Source organism: Salinisphaera shabanensis E1L3A (assembly GCF_000215955.2).
GTDB lineage: Bacteria > Pseudomonadota > Gammaproteobacteria > Nevskiales > Salinisphaeraceae > Salinisphaera > Salinisphaera shabanensis.
Genome location: NZ_AFNV02000037.1, coordinates 1 through 15,258 on the forward strand (window position 1 = coordinate 1; position 15,258 = coordinate 15,258).

Consider the following 15,258-nt stretch of genomic DNA (forward strand, 5'->3'; position numbering starts at 1 on the left):
GGTGCCGCCTCCTTCAATCGCTCATACACCAGAAATGAGCGTAGCTCTCGAACGAAGTATGGGGTCTCAGATAACGATCTTAATAAAGCGATCGCTGAAGGACGTATCAGGTCACGCCGAGAGAAGGGTAAAGTTTGGGTGGAAGACCGCAACTTTTGAAACCCAACAAATCGCTGCAGTTGACCGCCCGAATCGCTGGCGCGCTTCGGGTTCCCTCCGCGGCCTTCGGCCGCTCCGGCGGCAACTGAGCTTGGGCGTTAGGTAGGTATTTGAAGAATGTCCGAATTTAGCACTGCGTCGAAGTCAGATTTGAGCGAGGTTGCAAATTGGATTAGCTCGCCTAAACAAACTCGCGAATGGGCGGGTCCGCGCGTGTCATATCCAATCGATAAAGGAAAACTGCCCCAACAGGTTGAATGGTCACATGCTTGGTCGTTCTGTCTTGCAAACGAAGAAGAGCTGGTCGGGTTCGGACAAGTAGTCCCCAAAGCTGAAGCCCGACTTCACTTGGCACGGTTAATAGTCAAGCCGTCATTTCGCGGCAAAGGATATGGGGTCGAACTAGCGAACTCAATTTTAAGTTACGCTCTAGATCAGAATCCGAAGACAATCTCATTAAATGTATTTCGCGAAAATAAGCCAGCTATCGAGCTTTATAAGCGGCTCGGTTTCATCGCCGCGGAACGCGAGCCTGGTGACTCGAAGTCGGATGCGCAATATATGGTTTACAAAACCTAACGTAGCGCTGCAGTTGACCGCCCAAATCGCTGGCGCGACTTGGGTCCCCTCCGCGGCCTGCGGCCGCTCCGGCGGCAACTGAGCTTTGGCGTTATATCGTATAGAGGATAGTTATGAGTGAGCTATTTGATTTCGGACAAAAGGTCTTAGCAAAACAGGCGTTCAGCGTATTCCTGGGCGCTGAGTTAACCAAATTCGAGCCTGGTGAGGCCGAGCTAACGTTGTTAGTTAGAGATGAGTTAAAGCAGCAGCATGGCTTTGTGCATGGCGGTGTTGTTAGTTATTTAGCCGATAACAGCCTCGGCTTTGTTGGTGGTTCAGTACTAACGGATGTGGTCACATCTGAGTACAAAATAAATTACGCCCGCCCCGCAATTGGTGAAAAGCTCGTCGCTAGGGCATCAGTGCTTGCATCTGGAAAGCGTCAGGCTGTCTGTCAGTCTAAGGTATTCGCCATTGACGGGAATGAAGAAAAACTTGTGGCCGTTGCTCAAGGCACTCTTAACAAAGTCGAGTAGCCAATATAACGAGGCGCTGCAGTTGACCGCCCAAAGCGCTGCCGCGCTTCGGGTTCCCTCCGCAGCCTACGGCTGCTCCGGCGGCAACTAAGCTTGGGCGTTATGCAACAAAATCACATTCCGATATTGATCGAAGAAACGTCGCCGAGAGAGATCGATATTGATCTGCTTTTATTGGCTGATCCATCGGTAAAGAAGATCCGCTCGTATCTTCCTCGATCGAAATGTTTCACAGCATCAGTAGACGGGCGAGTAATCGGCGCATGTGTCGTTCAACGGTTTGACGCTAGAAAACACGAGATTATGAGCATTGCGGTTCATCCGGATAAGCAGATGACCGGCGTTGGCTCCACGCTTTTAGGCTGGGTCATTCAATTCGTTCGAAAGGCGGGTGCTCACAAACTCGAGGTAGGTACCGGAACTTTCGGTTACCAATTAGCGTTTTATCAGCGGCAAGGTTTTCGAGTCACGAGCATTGATCGAGACTTCTTCATAACGAATTACGATGAACGAGTTTTTGAAGATGGTATTCAGCTGCTCGATATGCTTCGCTTGACCTTCGATTATCAGGAAAACCGTGTATAACAAATCGCTGCAGTTGACCGCCCAAAGCGCTGGCGCGCTTCGGGTTCCCTCCGCGGGCTTCGCCCGCTCCGGCGGCAACTGAGCTTGGGCGTTAGCTACTGAATAAAACACTCGCGCGTAAAGAGGCGGAGATGGCGACTAACAATCTCGATCAACACTGGGACGAGCTTTGCGAAGAATGGAATGAAGCGAATGAAAGATTCCTCGCTTCCTTCGAGCGAGTGAATAAGCATTTTATGGCGGCAGCCAATGATGCGTCCGCTTCAAATGCCTCATCTAGCGAACTCGATGAGCAAGCAGCGGCTTGGAAACAGTTAGAAGATATTAAGCTTCGAATCTCCAATTTTGTTGAGCGAAATTCTTAGCAGGCACTGTCGCCAGTGTCAGCAGCTAACAGGTCGCTGCAGTTGACCGCCCAAAGCGCTGCCGCGCTTCGGTCGGCAACTGAGCTTCGGCGTTAGTGCGATAAGCCAAGAGTAATGAAATGCGAATGAATATAGTCGAAAAAGATGGATATAATCTGTTCAGTTTAGCCAGAATAAACGTAATCTTGGGGAAGAATGGATGTGGAAAAAGCACCACATTAAAGAAAATTGAACAGGCTCTGGAGCATGATGAGGATTTTGGCAATACACGCTATATAACTCCAGAGAGAGGCGGTTCATTAACATTTGATGCCGGCTTGGCTCAAAACTCCACAAATGAGCGATGGCTGAACAATCAACTTAGAAATAACCAATTTGTACAATTTAAACAGCAAACGCTTCTTCAGTTTAGAAAGCTTGAGCTTTTAAGCCTCAGGGAAATTGAAAAGCAGCCCGAACTTAGAAATGATCACAATTACACTTTTCAAAGTATTGTTGATCTGATTAACAGTCTTCTCGACAACATAGAGGTTCGCCGTGAAGGGACGGATTTTAAGATATATTCATTAGAAAAAGGGTCTGAAATATCGCCCAAAGATATAAGTAGTGGGGAATCTGAGCTGATATCGCTTGGTATTGAGTGCCTAGTCTTTGCCAAAGAATGTATCCCCAATAAGAAAAATATTTTGTTTTTGGATGAGCCCGATGCTCACCTACACCCAGACCTACAGTCGAGGCTCGGCCATTTTCTTAAAAACCTGGTTGATGCACATAACTTTTTTGTTATCACGGCGACTCATAGCACCTCTTTCTTAGGCGCTTTCGATACGTATAACGATGTGGCAATTGATTTTGTTGTTTCCGGGCAAACAGATATACAGTTCAAACCAATAAGTGATGTTTACAGGAAAATACTGCCCGTATTTGGTGCGCACCCATTGTCCAACGTATTCAATGAAGCCCCGATCTTCCTCGTTGAGGGAGAGGATGATGAAAGGGTCTGGCAGCAAGCAATCAGGACTTCACAGGGAAGACTAAAAGTATTTCCATGCGCTGTCGACAGCATTACCCGTTTGAATGAATATGAAACTGAAGTGGCAAGTGTGATCAACTCAATCTATGACAATGCCGTTGCATATTCGCTACGAGACAGAGACGATTCTGATGAAGAGATCGCCGATATACCTCCAGTGATAAGAATGAAACTTTCGTGTCGTGCAGCTGAAAATCTTCTTCTTTCAGAAGAGATCCTCGAAAGAATTAACACAACATGGTCCAATCTCGAAGATAAAATTGAGATGTGGATTCAGAGAAACACTGATCACCCTCATTATTCGCACATGTGCGAATTCAGAGATCGTGGGTATCAACGGAAGAGCCACAATCTGAAACACATTAGGAATGACTTGATGGGAATAATAGGTAGCCATAAGCCTTGGGAGGCTGTTGTGGGTCAGGCTATAGGTCAGCTTACCGATCTAGATGTCTCAAAGGAAAACAGTCTAGCGAATTTCCTAGGTGAAAAAGCCATTCGAAGTGTATTCCAGCACTAACAAGGCACTGCTGTCGGACAAAGTTTCCGCTGCGCTTCAATTTTGCCGCAGAGTGCGGCGTTAGAGACTATGTCAGAACACCAGCTAAATACCTCGGGTAAACCAATCGGTCTGCACGGCTGCCTAATAGATCCTGATTTTCGTACTTCGCGTGTACTTTGCTCAGATCCATGGGACTTTGTCGCGCTATGGCTGAAACGCGAGCATCAAACTGAGGCTTTATTTTATTGGGATCAGGCCAAGCACTTCTACAATGCCTCATTGCAGCTAAATGAGGTATCGGCGCCACTAACTTCCTATTACTGTTTTTTAAACGCCGGAAAGGCTCTTCTAGCTTCTAAGCAATGTGCCATTGTAGAAAGCCACGGAGTTGGCGGGCATGCGGATGAAGGGCGCAAGTCACTTGAAAATGAGATCGTGGATTTTCAAGGGAGCGGCATCTTACCAGCGCTATGTCGGTACTTATCCGAGCCGGACAATGCTGGGAAAAGTTTCACGCTCAAAGAAATATTGTGGCAAATGCCGTTTATACATCGTGCATATTGCCTCTCTTATAAAAGCGCTACCGAACTATTTATCCCCTTATTGCATAGCTGCTTTATGCGCAAGGACGGCTCTCAAGAGGCTTGGTTTCAAGCACAAATACATAAGCGGTATGTAAATTCATACACACGACGCGTAATTAAGCCGGGTTTCGAGTTGTTTCAGAGAGAGGGCAAATATTTCATAAGAAGAAAGAGACGGTTTCGATGGTCAGGCCATGATATTAAAAATAGCCTTGCGCAATTTGAGACTTATCATAAGCAAATTCGCCGACGAATCGCCCCGATTTATTCAAACGAAAACCGTTGGTACTTGAAAAAGTCCGTGACCGGCCATGATCGACTCGTTAATTCGCAACTAGTGTTAATGTTCGCTGCAATGCATCGCTTAAGCGAGCTTAGTCGGTATGATCCTATTTCATTAGCGTCGCATTTCAACGTTAATCATAACTGGCTCCTGTTGGAGTTTATTAAATCTGCGCCGGGGCAGTTCGTTTATGGCATGGCATCCGAAATTACGGGGCTTGAGTTTATAAGGCCGGACGCTTTCTAGATGGGCTCTAACGAATCGCTGCAGTTGACCGCCCAAAACGCCGCCGCGCTTCGGGGGGTTCTACCCCGTTTCCGCGGACGGTTGAGAAAAGGTTAACGGATATTTTCGATCTTCGGCAGCCATGCGCTGTCGGATACGCGGATTATGGAAGCGCTCGATGTAATCGAAGACATCGGTCCGGGCTTCGGCGAGCGTCTGATAGCGCCGCCGGTTCACGCGCTCTCGCTTGAGCATGCCGAAGAAGCCTTCGGCCGCAGCGTTGTCGCCGCAGTGGCCGACCGCGCTCATGCTGCAAATCAGGTTGTGGCCGCGTAGAAAGCGTTGGTAGTCGTCGCTCGTAAATTGCGTGCCTCGATCCGAGTGCAACACGACCGGCTCGTCGTGCGTTTCACGTTGCCAGAGCGCCATTAGCACGGCCTTGAGTACGAGATCACGGGTCTGGCGAGCGCTCATCGACCAGCCCACCACGGCCTTGTTGTAGAGGTCGACGACGACGCACAGATACAGCCAGCCTTCGGCGGTTCGGATATAGGTGATATCGGTCACCCATTTCGTGTTGGGTTCGAGCGCGACGAAGTCGCGCTCGAGGTGATTACGCACATGCGTCGGCCGATCGCCGGAAGGCTTGGCCCGCCAGCGCCGCCGTTGCGGGATGCCCTGAAGGCCATTGGCTGCCATGAGGCGAGCCACCCGATTGCGGCTGATGCGCTCCCCTTCGAACTGCAGCGTCTCGGTGATCCGCGGAGCGCCGAACACGCCGTCGCTTTCGCGATGCAGCGTGTGGATCTTCTCGGTCAGCCGCGCATTGGCGCGAGCCCGAGGGCTCGGCGACCGGTTGGCCCAAGAATAGAAACCGCTGGTCGAGACCTTCAGGCAGCGGCACATGAGCTGGACGGGATAATCCGAGCGACAACGCTGGATCGTCGCGTACCTCACGACGATCCCTTGGCGAAGTACGTTGCCGCGTCGCGCAAAAAATCGCGCTCCTTTCTCACCTGTGCCAGCTCGCGCTTGAGGCGAGCGAGCTCTTGATCACGCGGCGTGCCGCTGCCCTGAAATACGGGCTTCGTCGAACGCTGGGCCTCGCGGCACCACCGGTTGAGCATGGTCGGACTGAGCCCGAGATCGCGGGCGACCGCGCTCGCACTGCTTGATGACGATCGCACGAGTTCGACGGCCTCGGCCTTGAACTCGGCACTGTACTTCTTGCGTGGCATAACACTCCTTTTGCCGGCCCATGATGAGCCTTCTTTGAAGTGTCCGCATTAACGGGTGAGAACCCGGGCGGCAACTGAGCTTCGGCGTTAGATGCAACAAATAGATCCGAACCAGTTAGAGAGATGGTCCCGACAAGTAGGGCGACAACTTGACGAGCATGCGCGCCACATAAATACGCTCAACCGGAAGCAAGCCTTGAACGAACATGAGGTTCAATTAAGAGCCGCTCACGACCTAGTATCGAAGTTGTACTCGCAATCCGCTTCATACACGAACCTGATTATGGTCGCCGGCTATGCAGGGGTAATCGCGTTCTGGTCGAGCTTGGTACACAGGCTCCCGCAGGTTATTTTCTTCCTCGCGGGTGCGTTAATTATCTCTTCGCTCGTGATCTTTATTGTCTGGGAGCTTTTTAAAATGATCTCGAGCAATCTGGCTATTCGGCGCATTCAATCTAGTATCGAAGGGGCGCAGGCCGGGCCGGAGACAATGCAGCGCTTCCAAGCGGCCATCCAGGAATCCAGTGCCACCGGCGCGAAATTATGGCCTTGGTTCATGATTCCAGCCGTCATTACGGGCGTTGGCGGTGGGCTCGTTCTGCTCTCCTACTTTGTATTCCGCCTCGTAGAGCAAGCAATCTAACGAGGCGCTGCAGTTGACCGTCCAAAGCGCTGCCGCGCTTCGGCCGGCAACTGAGCTTCGGCGTTGGGCGACAGGAGACGTGCATTGAGTAAAAAACAGCTTTACAAAGACCTTTTAGAGCGCATGGACTTAGCCTTGTTGGAAGAGTTTTACATGGAAGCGTGCTGGATTCAGTATGCGATTATTGAAGATCGTTTCAACTCGGTCATCCGCAATGCGTACCCGGAAAACGGCACTAAACTATTGAAAACATTACGTGGTTTAGATCGGAAGCTTGAGCAAATTTCCGGGAAGATTCACGAGGACGACCACGACTGTTTGAAAACGGTGCACAAAGAACTTCTGAAACGTATTAAAAATTGGAAAAATAAAAGAAATACATTGATGCACGAAATAGCCGAGACGGATGACCTTGCAAAAGTGCAACGAAAGTTAAAAATTCTCGCGCCGGAAGGGAAGAAGTTGGTAAACGAGTTATCAGCCAGAGTCTGGAAGTATAAAAAACTAGTCGAAAGGCGGAGTAGCTAATGCCCAACAACACGCTGCAGTGGACCGCCCAAAGCGCTGCCGCGCTTCGGGCGGCAACTGAGCTTCGGCGTTAGCTTTCTCGTGCCTTGACCCAGCCGGAGCAAGGAGAAGATACTGAACCCAGCGATCATGCCGAAAGCATGGTCGCGGTGGCGGGAGCCACGAACCCCAACGAAATTGGAGTCCTAAGATGCAAAACGCACCCCCGCAGCGTTATTCGACGCTGTTCTCAACTCTCTACGATGAACCCGCACCGGTTGGAACACTGGGCCGGGGCGCTCACTACTCAGTGCTTCGATGCGCTGAATGGTTGAATGTAGTTCGTGAACCACTTCAACATCCCCAGATTCACGACTTCGCTGTGATTTGGGATGAGGATCACGACACAAGAGTGATCCAAGTTGCCGAGCAACTTTATGTGGAAGGATTGCTTTCGCCCGTTCAATTCATTGGCGAGCGCAAAGCATCACTAACTGTAGTGGTCGCCGCCAAGTTTTACTTCCATGGATCTGAGAAGGTCATTCAGAACTACGAGTCACGCATCATCCAGATTGTGGAAGATCTAGCATTTGACACTTGGAATGCTGAGGTCGGCATGTTCGACCGATCTCCGGGCAGTCCGCATCAGAACGATGCAAGGGCCATAATTGCGGCTGAAGAGCACAGGGTGCAGACGTATCTGAGCAACATTGATTCGTTGTGGGCGCTAGGTACAAAGCCATACAAGCCAAGTCCATGTTGTGAGGCCGAAAGCTAACAATTCGTTGCAGCGGACGTTTGAGCCGCCGCCCATTTTTGCTTCCGCAAAAACGGTCGTCGCCTCAAACGCCGCTGAACTCAAGCGTTGGGCGACAGTAAGCCGAGTTCTGCGAAGGCTCGCCGCAGACCAGTACTTCTCGTGCTAAACAGCACCTGCGAACTGGTGCTATTATGTGGTCATCTACTTCTGCCTAGGAAGAATTATGGTGATTAAATTCTCGGAAGACGTGGTTCCCCTCACGGACCTGAAGGTAAATCCTGGTAAGGTCGTCAAACACGTCGCCAAAGCTCACCGCCCGACTCTACTCACCAGTCGGGGCCGCGGCGTGGCCATTGTGCAATCTGTCAGCGATTTTGAGGCTGCTGAGGAAGAGCGGGCCTTCATGCGTGCTGTGGTGGCAGGCCTGAATGATCTTGAGTCAGGACAAGAGGTGTCGCTGAAGGAAGCAAAAACGCGGCTGGGGCTATAGGCCTGTGGCAAAGGTCTCCGTCACGTTCGCTGAGTCCGCCGTTCGGGACCTTGAGGAAATTCAAGCTTGGTATGAGAGCGAGCTTGTCCCGGAGGTAGGTCAACGTTTGGTTTCGGAAATTTTTGAACGAGTCGCAGCTCTCCAGGATAATCCAGATATGGGCAGAGTCGTTCCAGAATTCGGCCAGAAGCACCTTCGGGAACTTATTCATCCGCCATTCCGCATCGTATACAAACGCGAAAATAAAAAGGCTCGCGTTGTCAGGGTTTGGAGGAGCGAGCGCTTGCTCAAATTGTCTGCTAGCGGCGGTGTTTAAGGTCGCTCTAAGCAGCCCGTGCCGCTGTTGCCCAACAAGTCGCTGCAGTTGACCCGCGTTCTGCTTCGCTCCACGCGGGCACCTGAGCTCACGCGTTGGGCGGAAAGTTAAAGATGCAAAACGTTGGCGCATTTGCCGTTGTCCAAGATAGTTCTTCGCGCGTACTTTTATGTCATCGCACGGATATGGATGCGTGGAACTTGCCCGGCGGTGGAGTCGAACCTGGCGAAGCACCGTGGGACGCGGTAAGACGGGAGGTCGAAGAGGAAGTCGGATTAACAGTACGCGTCGAAGGCTTGGTCGGACTTTACTCCGTACCCGAGCAAGGCGTGCTCGCCTTGTTATTTCGTTGCGTAAGGATCAAGGGCGGTATTCGTGTTAGCGAAGAAGCCGACGCTATCGAATGGTTTTCTCCCGAATCTCTACCAGCATCGACATTGCCGCGTCACGCGGAACGAATCGCTGATGCGGTGGCCGTGAACGGTTCAACAATCATGCGAGTTCAAGCCCAACAAGGCGCTGGTGGGTACCAGCGTACCCAGTATGGTTCCGGCACACGCGGGGAATAACTAGTCAGTCTCGTTCGTTCCTTGCCTGCGTCCTTTGACCGGGCGCATTATGCTTCGCACCATGCGTGCCCCTAAATAGTTATATGTCGTTTCCGCCGTGTCCTAGTTGTCAGTCTGAATATATTTACCAAGATCAACAGCTATTGGTTTGTCCTGAATGTGCCCACGAGTGGGATCCTGCTGAGTCGGCTGTTGAAGAAAAAATTATCGTCAAGGACGCGAATGGCACGGCGTTGTCTGAGGGCGACAAGATCACTCTGGCTAAGGACGTGAAGGTAAAAGGCAGTTCGCTTGTCCTGAAGATCGGCACAAAAGCCGTGGTGAGACGAATTCTCGACGCTAAAGACCACCAATTGGACTGCAAGGTCGATGGCGCGGGGGAAATGATGGTGACGGCAGCGTTTGTGAAAAAGGCTTAGTTGCTAGGTTTCTGTTTCGCTATAACCATGTTCGGCGGAAACCGGCGCAGGCTGTGCAATTCGCCATGCCGTACTAGGACTTTTAAAAGATAAAGCCGGTTGTCCGCAAAGCCAATTCACCCAAGAGAGCGAATTCGTCGGCTTTGATTTGACGGATTTCGAGACGCGGCCATTGTTGCTATGGGCGGGCTCTTATTTCCGGGCACTGGCTCATGCGTTGGCGCTGGCCTTCTAACGCACTACGCCTGTGAAACGATTGTGTCTTCGACGCTTTGCGGCCAAACTATGCGGATCATCTAAGAGAGATTCGCGCATAGCGACTGTGCGCTCTCCCGCGTTTGCGCGAAGGTAGAACTTTGATATCAGACCGGCGTTTTCCGAGCGCTTCAGGCGTCGTCCTGCAGAGCTCTTACCAGTGGGGCCACTGACGCGTGGCTGAGCGAGAACAATTGGCGGCGTGGCTGACGGCCACGGCACAGGGCGACGAGCGCGCATTCCAGCAGCTTTATGCCGCGACTTCGGCGCAACTTTATGCGCTATTGCTGCGTATTCTCCGTAATCCGGAGCGAGCGCAGGATGCGTTGCAGGATGCCTACGTCAAGGTTTGGCAAAAGGCAGACACTTATGCTCCGGATCGGGGCGCGCCCCTGACGTGGCTGTTGTCGATCGCCCGTTATCGCGCACTAGATTTACTCAGACGCAAGCGCCCCGAAGTGGCGATGCCGGAGGAACCGGACATGATGGCTACACTGCTCGAGGATGAGCAGGCGCTCTCGCCGTTGGAAGAGAATGAAAACCAGCAGTCGCTCGACGCCATTCAGGTCTGTCTGAAGACGCTGCAGCCGCAGCAGCGGGATAGCGTGCTGCTTGCCTACTACGAGGGCCTGACGCATCAGGAGCTTTCGCAGCGCTTGGACGCGCCCCTCGGTACGGTTAAGAGCTGGATACGTCGCGGCTTGATGCGATTGCGCGAATGCCTTGCGGAGCGTACGTCGTGACATCGCACGAGAAAAACGACAACCTCACGCTCGATGCGGGCGAATACGTGCTTGGTACCGCCGGGCCCGAAGAGCGTGATGCCTTTGAACAGCGCCTGGAAAAAGATTCGGAAGCGCGCCGGGAAGTGGCCTACTGGGAGCATCGGCTCGGGAGTCTGGGGCTGGGACTCGCGCCGGTACAGCCGCCGTCGGCGGTATGGGGCCGAGTTTCAAAGGCCCTATCTCTGAATAGCGATGACACAGCTGCGCCTGCAGCGGCACGCGCCCAGGCGCCGGCCGCCAATAGTTCCCGGTTCTGGCGGGGCGCTGCGATCGCGGCTTCTTTAGTGGCACTGGTGCTTGGGGGCATGCTGCTTTCCCAGCCCACGTATCACCATGGCTTCGGCGAACCCAATCCGCCGCATGCGTATACAAGTATTGTTTACGACGACCCGACTGGCACGGGCTGGCTTGTGACGGCCTGGGCAGGTGATGACGAGATGCAGGTCGTGGCAACAGGGGACTATCAGGTTCCTGAAGGCAAAGTACTGCGTGCCTGGCTCAAACCCGCGGACGGCGAGCCGATGCCGCTGGGCGCATGGCCGCATAACAAGGGCGGCTATGCCATCGCGCTCAGTGAATCGACCGTACAGCGCATGGCGCCGCCGGCGAAGCTGATGGTTTCCCTGGAAGATGTGGGAGCCACTGAACAGGCGCCCTCCGCGCCTGCCGGCGAGCTTTTGTGGAGTGCGCCCATTCTGAGCCGCCCGAGTTAGCAGCGCGGAACTGCCGCAGCTCCGCGCTGCTCTGGTTTCGGCATCGCGTGGCCGGCCCCGGCGCAGTTTCATTATGCGAATGGGGTGATCCGCATCGAGCCGAGCGCCGTTGACTGGTGCAGCTAGGTCACGCGCGCCTGCCGAATACGAAGCCTGTATTCGTACGCTATCTTCATGCCGTTGTCGGGCGAATCACGCACTCCAGACCGGAGCCACGGGCGGGCCTGCCGATCCCTCAGGCTTCGGCGGCAGACGGGTCGATGCCGTTACGCAAACCCGCGCGCAGGTCGTTGAGTTTGGCCAGATGCTCCAGTGTTGTCGCGGCGTGTGTCTGCGCCGTTAGCAGCAGCGTTTCGTCGCTGGTCTGTTCCGCGGTGCGAATAAGCCGGTCATACACGGCTTCCGCACGCCGCAGCTGTGCATCGATGATCGCCAGTGCCCCGGCATCGTCAACCGCGGCGGCGCGTTGCGTTATGCATGGCGCGCTCAGCGCTTCGAGGGCGCGGGCGATGCGTCGGTGGCCGGCCGCGCGACACCCGGCGGCGGCGTGAGACAAGGCATCGCGCGCCTCGGCGCGCTGCGCATCGACGTATTCAGCTAGACGAGCCACGTCCTCGAAGATCGGCGCCCGCGTACGCGCATCGCGGCGTTCGCGATAGGCACGTCGACGCGCCAGACGCAGACGCGCGACATGGTTTATCTCCTCGCTGGCCATGCGCTCGGCGTAGCGACGCAGCTGGGCATCTTCGGCCTGCGTGCCGATACGCACATAAAAACTGAAGGCGCGTTGCTCGTTGTGAATTGCGAGATTCAGTGCGCTTTCCGGCGTCATCAAGGCTTCGCCGCCGGCTTCGGCGAACTGAGCCTCGGTTAGCGATTCCGGCGACTGCCAGCGAAATACGGTCCCGCGGTTCGCGTCGATGCCCTGGCGCCCGGCCCAGCCTTCGACGCCGGTTTCATGTTCACGTTCCTCGGCCTCGAGCTCTCGAAACAGCGCAGCCAGCTCAGGCTGGCCAGCCTCATCCATGCGTCGGGCCGAGCGCGCATAGCGCTCGGCAGCCTCGGCCTCCATCGCCACCGCGATCGCGAACAGCGTTTCGACATCGCGGATCTCGGGAAGGGTATCGAAGTCATGATCGGTATGGCGCATCGCTATCGTCCTCGTGATTGACGGGGCAGCCACAAGCGACCGCGCGAAGGGCTCGGACAGCGCCGTTTGCGCACCGGTCGGTGGCCTTGTATCGCCACCTCAAAAGATATCCGAAGTCCCGATCGGGTGTTTTTGATCAAGGTCAAATACCTACCTAGACGCGCTGGGCTAGCCTGCGCGACAGGAAATATCGATGAACGCCCATTTCGCCTTGGGATTCGACGGGGGCTCGATTCGTAATGCGCACAATCGCCCAGCTCATATCGCCATTACGGATCGGTTTTTTCGTGGCCGTGACGGCTTTCGTTCTATCGGGCACGGTCCAGGCACGCACGCTGGCCAGCTATTTGAACGACGTCGAGCCTTCGGAACTGATCGACGGCGCCGACGCGTTCGGATCGATACAAAGCGATCCCAAGGTCGCCCCGATTCTGAAAGACGACGAGCGCGTGGGCTACGCGTTTCTCAACACGGACTACTCGCAGGCGATCGGCTATTCCGGCAAGCCGATCAACGTCGTGCTGGGCATCAACGAGCGGGGCCTGATTCAGGGCGGACGCCTGGTCGAGCACCACGAGCCGATCGTGCTGATCGGCATTCCGGAAAAACGCGTTCGCGATTTTCTCAATCAATACAAAGGTTTCGATGCAACGACGGGTACCGAAACCGAACAGGCTGTGGACATGGTTTCCGGGGCGACCGTGACCGCGCTCGTCATGGAAGACAGCCTGCTGTGGGCGGCCAACCGCGTCGCCGTCGGTCTCGGGCTGGGGAATCTGGAAAAGCCGGTCGGGGTCCCCGACCAAGCCCAGGCGAAAGCGCAGCGCCATATCGACTATGAGCAGCCGGCCGAGGTCAAGGGCTGGCAGACGCTGGTCGATGAGGGCGCGGTGGCCTCGCGCCGACTGACCGTAGGCCAGGTCAACGAAGCGTTCGAAGCGCTTGATAACCCAGAGGCCGCGAAGCGTCCGGAAAAGGGCGAGGGCGACGACACATTCATCGAGCTCTACATCGCCCAGGTAAGCGTGCCCAGCATCGGCCTTTCGCTGCTTGGCGAGCGCGGCTGGAATAATCTGAAAAACCGCCTCGAGGAGGGCCAGCAAGCGATTCTGGTCGGCGGGCGCGGGCGCTATTCGTTCAAGGGCTCGGGCTATGTCCGCGGTGGCATCTTCGACCGCATCCAGCTTGCGCACAGCAACGGCACCATCCGTTTTCATGACTACAACCACACGCGCGTGAGCGACCTGGCGCCGGACGGCGCCCCCGATCTCGACGAAGTCAGCCTGTTTACCATCCCCGAGCGTGTCGATTTCGATTCCGCGCAGCCCTGGGAGCTCGAACTGCTGGTCCAGCGCGCGACCGGCGCGCTGTCCAAGGTGTTCGTGCGCTTCGGACTCGACTATCAGGTACCCGACCGGTACCTCACCGCACCCCCGCCGGCGCCGGAACCGGCAGACAGGGCGCCGACCGCCGGTGCGGCGGCCGCGGGCGCGCAACCCCAGGCCGGGGTGCCCGGCGATTCGCGCACCAGCGAACTCTGGAAACGCATCTGGCAGAGCAAGACCGTCAATATCGTGATCCTGGCCGTGCTGCTGGCGGTGATAACGGTGATCTTCTTCTTTCAGGAGTTTCTGGTACGCCGGCCACGCCTGCTCAAGTGGACCCGCTACTCGGTGCTTACCTTTGTTCTGGTATGGCTGGGCTGGTGGGCGAACGCGCAGCTGTCTGTGGTCAATATCTTCACCCTGACCAACTCGCTGCTCACCGGCTTCAGCTGGTCGTATTTCCTTATGGATCCGCTGGTGTTCATCCTATGGGCGGGGCTGGCCGCCGGCATGTTGTTCTGGGCGCGCGGCGTATTCTGCGGCTGGCTGTGCCCATTCGGTGCCCTGCAGGAAATCACCAACCACATCGGGCGCTGGGCCGGCATAAAGCAGTTCAAGATCCCGTTCGCGGTGCATGAGCGCCTGTGGCCGATCAAGTACATCATCTTCTTGCTGCTGTTCGGCCTGTCGCTCTACGACCTGGCCTTGGCCGAGCGCTTTGCCGAAGTGGAGCCGTTCAAGACCGCGATCATTCTGAACTTCGTGCGCGACTGGCCGTTCGTCATCTACGCCCTGACGCTGCTTTCTCTCGGCCTGTTCGTGGAGCGCTTTTTCTGCCGCTATCTGTGCCCACTGGGCGCGGCACTCGCGATTCCGGCGCGTCTGCGCACCTTCGACTGGCTCAAGCGCTGGCCGGAGTGCGGCAGCGGCTGCCACCGCTGCGCGCGCGAGTGCCCGGTCCAGGCGATCCACCCGGAAGGCCATATCGACGTAAACGAATGCATCTACTGCCTGCACTGTCAGGAGCTGTATTTCGACGACCACCGTTGTCCGCACAACGTGACCCGGCGCCTGAAAAAGGAACGCCGCCGTGCGCTCGGCCGGCGCGGGCGCCAGGCGTCCGCCGGAGATGACGCCGCGCCCGCGGCGCCGGCGCCAACGACCGCTCCGACGGCTGCGCCCACACAGGCGTGTGAATACAAGATGCGCTGGGTATCGCCCCGTGCATTGAACCTGAAAGACCCAACGTAGGAGA

Annotated in this window: 18 protein-coding genes; 16 read left to right on the plus strand and 2 right to left on the minus strand. The window is 55.2% G+C overall.

Going from position 1 to position 15,258, the window contains the following annotated elements:
- Positions 1-276 precede the first annotated feature (276 nt).
- The 6 genes from SSPSH_RS18590 (at position 277) to SSPSH_RS17165 (ending at position 4,854) form a co-directional block, all read left to right on the plus strand.
- The gene (locus SSPSH_RS18590; protein WP_006915239.1) at positions 277-738 is read left to right on the plus strand and encodes a GNAT family N-acetyltransferase; all 462 of its coding nucleotides are present in this window, start codon (positions 277-279) and stop codon (positions 736-738) included.
- 113 nt (positions 739-851) lie between these two features.
- Positions 852-1,256, plus strand: coding sequence for a PaaI family thioesterase (locus tag SSPSH_RS17150; RefSeq protein WP_006915238.1), 405 nt, complete (start codon positions 852-854; stop codon positions 1,254-1,256).
- Positions 1,257-1,358: 102 nt separating this feature from the next.
- The gene (locus SSPSH_RS17155) at positions 1,359-1,841 is read left to right on the plus strand and encodes a GNAT family N-acetyltransferase (RefSeq protein WP_006915237.1); all 483 of its coding nucleotides are present in this window, start codon (positions 1,359-1,361) and stop codon (positions 1,839-1,841) included.
- A 131-nt stretch (positions 1,842-1,972) separates the two neighbouring features.
- Positions 1,973-2,206 (plus strand): hypothetical protein, encoded by a 234-nt coding sequence (locus tag SSPSH_RS18595; RefSeq protein ID WP_021031939.1) that lies wholly within the window; start codon positions 1,973-1,975, stop codon positions 2,204-2,206.
- 125 nt (positions 2,207-2,331) lie between these two features.
- Complete coding sequence (locus SSPSH_RS17160) at positions 2,332-3,759, plus strand: ATP-dependent nuclease (RefSeq protein WP_006915235.1); 1,428 nt, start codon at positions 2,332-2,334, stop codon at positions 3,757-3,759.
- Between the two features lie 69 nt (positions 3,760-3,828).
- Positions 3,829-4,854 carry a YaaC family protein gene (locus SSPSH_RS17165; RefSeq protein ID WP_021031941.1) on the plus strand — a complete coding sequence of 342 codons (1,026 nt, stop codon included), beginning with the start codon at positions 3,829-3,831 and terminating at the stop codon, positions 4,852-4,854.
- Between the two features lie 60 nt (positions 4,855-4,914).
- Here the strand turns inward: SSPSH_RS17165 and SSPSH_RS17170 are convergent.
- Positions 4,915-6,071, minus strand: a protein-coding gene (locus SSPSH_RS17170) for an IS3 family transposase (protein ID WP_420852601.1) whose coding sequence is annotated in 2 segments (ribosomal slippage) — positions 4,915-5,825 and positions 5,825-6,071 — 1,158 coding nt in all. Because the reading frame shifts where the segments join, the coding sequence is not laid out codon by codon here.
- Positions 6,072-6,267: 196 nt separating this feature from the next.
- Between SSPSH_RS17170 and SSPSH_RS17180 the strand changes: the two genes are divergently transcribed.
- From SSPSH_RS17180 to SSPSH_RS17220, 9 genes are all read left to right on the plus strand, one after another.
- Positions 6,268-6,714, plus strand: coding sequence for a hypothetical protein (locus tag SSPSH_RS17180; RefSeq protein ID WP_152522858.1), 447 nt, complete (start codon positions 6,268-6,270; stop codon positions 6,712-6,714).
- Between the two features lie 84 nt (positions 6,715-6,798).
- On the plus strand, positions 6,799-7,242 hold the full coding sequence (locus SSPSH_RS17185; RefSeq protein ID WP_021031944.1) for a hypothetical protein: 444 nt from the start codon (positions 6,799-6,801) through the stop codon (positions 7,240-7,242).
- A gap of 190 nt (positions 7,243-7,432) precedes the next feature.
- Positions 7,433-7,999: a hypothetical protein gene (locus SSPSH_RS17190; protein WP_021031945.1), complete on the plus strand. Its 567-nt coding sequence runs from the start codon at positions 7,433-7,435 to the stop codon at positions 7,997-7,999.
- A gap of 205 nt (positions 8,000-8,204) precedes the next feature.
- On the plus strand, positions 8,205-8,471 hold the full coding sequence (locus SSPSH_RS17195) for a type II toxin-antitoxin system Phd/YefM family antitoxin (RefSeq protein ID WP_006915228.1): 267 nt from the start codon (positions 8,205-8,207) through the stop codon (positions 8,469-8,471).
- A gap of 4 nt (positions 8,472-8,475) precedes the next feature.
- Entirely contained in the window at positions 8,476-8,787 is a 312-nt protein-coding gene (locus SSPSH_RS19965; RefSeq protein WP_006915227.1) for a type II toxin-antitoxin system RelE/ParE family toxin, read from the plus strand.
- A 113-nt stretch (positions 8,788-8,900) separates the two neighbouring features.
- Positions 8,901-9,356 carry an NUDIX hydrolase gene (locus tag SSPSH_RS18600; RefSeq protein WP_006915226.1) on the plus strand — a complete coding sequence of 152 codons (456 nt, stop codon included), beginning with the start codon at positions 8,901-8,903 and terminating at the stop codon, positions 9,354-9,356.
- Positions 9,357-9,439: 83 nt separating this feature from the next.
- A complete protein-coding gene (locus SSPSH_RS17210; protein WP_006915225.1) occupies positions 9,440-9,775 on the plus strand; it encodes a zinc ribbon domain-containing protein YjdM in 336 nt (111 codons plus the stop codon).
- 431 nt (positions 9,776-10,206) lie between these two features.
- The gene (locus SSPSH_RS17215) at positions 10,207-10,773 is read left to right on the plus strand and encodes a sigma-70 family RNA polymerase sigma factor (RefSeq protein WP_051339920.1); all 567 of its coding nucleotides are present in this window, start codon (positions 10,207-10,209) and stop codon (positions 10,771-10,773) included.
- Complete coding sequence (locus SSPSH_RS17220) at positions 10,770-11,528, plus strand: anti-sigma factor (protein WP_006915223.1); 759 nt, start codon at positions 10,770-10,772, stop codon at positions 11,526-11,528. Before SSPSH_RS17215 ends, SSPSH_RS17220 begins: the two co-directional genes overlap by 4 nt.
- A gap of 235 nt (positions 11,529-11,763) precedes the next feature.
- Here SSPSH_RS17220 and SSPSH_RS18185 read toward each other — a convergent pair whose 3' ends face one another.
- Positions 11,764-12,678 (minus strand): ferritin family protein, encoded by a 915-nt coding sequence (locus SSPSH_RS18185; protein WP_006915222.1) that lies wholly within the window; start codon positions 12,676-12,678, stop codon positions 11,764-11,766.
- A 239-nt stretch (positions 12,679-12,917) separates the two neighbouring features.
- On the opposite strand from SSPSH_RS18185, the gene SSPSH_RS17230 reads away from it, so the two are divergent.
- Positions 12,918-15,254: a NosR/NirI family protein gene (locus SSPSH_RS17230; RefSeq protein ID WP_006915221.1), complete on the plus strand. Its 2,337-nt coding sequence runs from the start codon at positions 12,918-12,920 to the stop codon at positions 15,252-15,254.
- Positions 15,255-15,258 lie beyond the last annotated feature (4 nt).

What these genes read in the sequence shown, in the direction of transcription:
- SSPSH_RS18590 (WP_006915239.1), top strand. Translation starts at nt 277, where the DNA reads ATGTCCGAATTTAGCACTGCGTCGAAGTCAGATTTGAGCGAGGTTGCA.
- SSPSH_RS17150 (WP_006915238.1), top strand. Translation starts at nt 852, where the DNA reads ATGAGTGAGCTATTTGATTTCGGACAAAAGGTCTTAGCAAAACAGGCG.
- SSPSH_RS17155 (WP_006915237.1), top strand. Translation starts at nt 1,359, where the DNA reads ATGCAACAAAATCACATTCCGATATTGATCGAAGAAACGTCGCCGAGA.
- SSPSH_RS18595 (WP_021031939.1), top strand. Translation starts at nt 1,973, where the DNA reads ATGGCGACTAACAATCTCGATCAACACTGGGACGAGCTTTGCGAAGAA.
- SSPSH_RS17160 (WP_006915235.1), top strand. Translation starts at nt 2,332, where the DNA reads ATGAATATAGTCGAAAAAGATGGATATAATCTGTTCAGTTTAGCCAGA.
- SSPSH_RS17165 (WP_021031941.1), top strand. Translation starts at nt 3,829, where the DNA reads ATGTCAGAACACCAGCTAAATACCTCGGGTAAACCAATCGGTCTGCAC.
- SSPSH_RS17190 (WP_021031945.1), top strand. Translation starts at nt 7,433, where the DNA reads ATGCAAAACGCACCCCCGCAGCGTTATTCGACGCTGTTCTCAACTCTC.
- SSPSH_RS17195 (WP_006915228.1), top strand. Translation starts at nt 8,205, where the DNA reads ATGGTGATTAAATTCTCGGAAGACGTGGTTCCCCTCACGGACCTGAAG.
- SSPSH_RS18600 (WP_006915226.1), top strand. Translation starts at nt 8,901, where the DNA reads ATGCAAAACGTTGGCGCATTTGCCGTTGTCCAAGATAGTTCTTCGCGC.
- SSPSH_RS17210 (WP_006915225.1), top strand. Translation starts at nt 9,440, where the DNA reads ATGTCGTTTCCGCCGTGTCCTAGTTGTCAGTCTGAATATATTTACCAA.
- SSPSH_RS18185 (WP_006915222.1), bottom strand. Translation starts at nt 12,678, where the DNA reads ATGCGCCATACCGATCATGACTTCGATACCCTTCCCGAGATCCGCGAT.
- SSPSH_RS17230 (WP_006915221.1), top strand. Translation starts at nt 12,918, where the DNA reads ATGCGCACAATCGCCCAGCTCATATCGCCATTACGGATCGGTTTTTTC.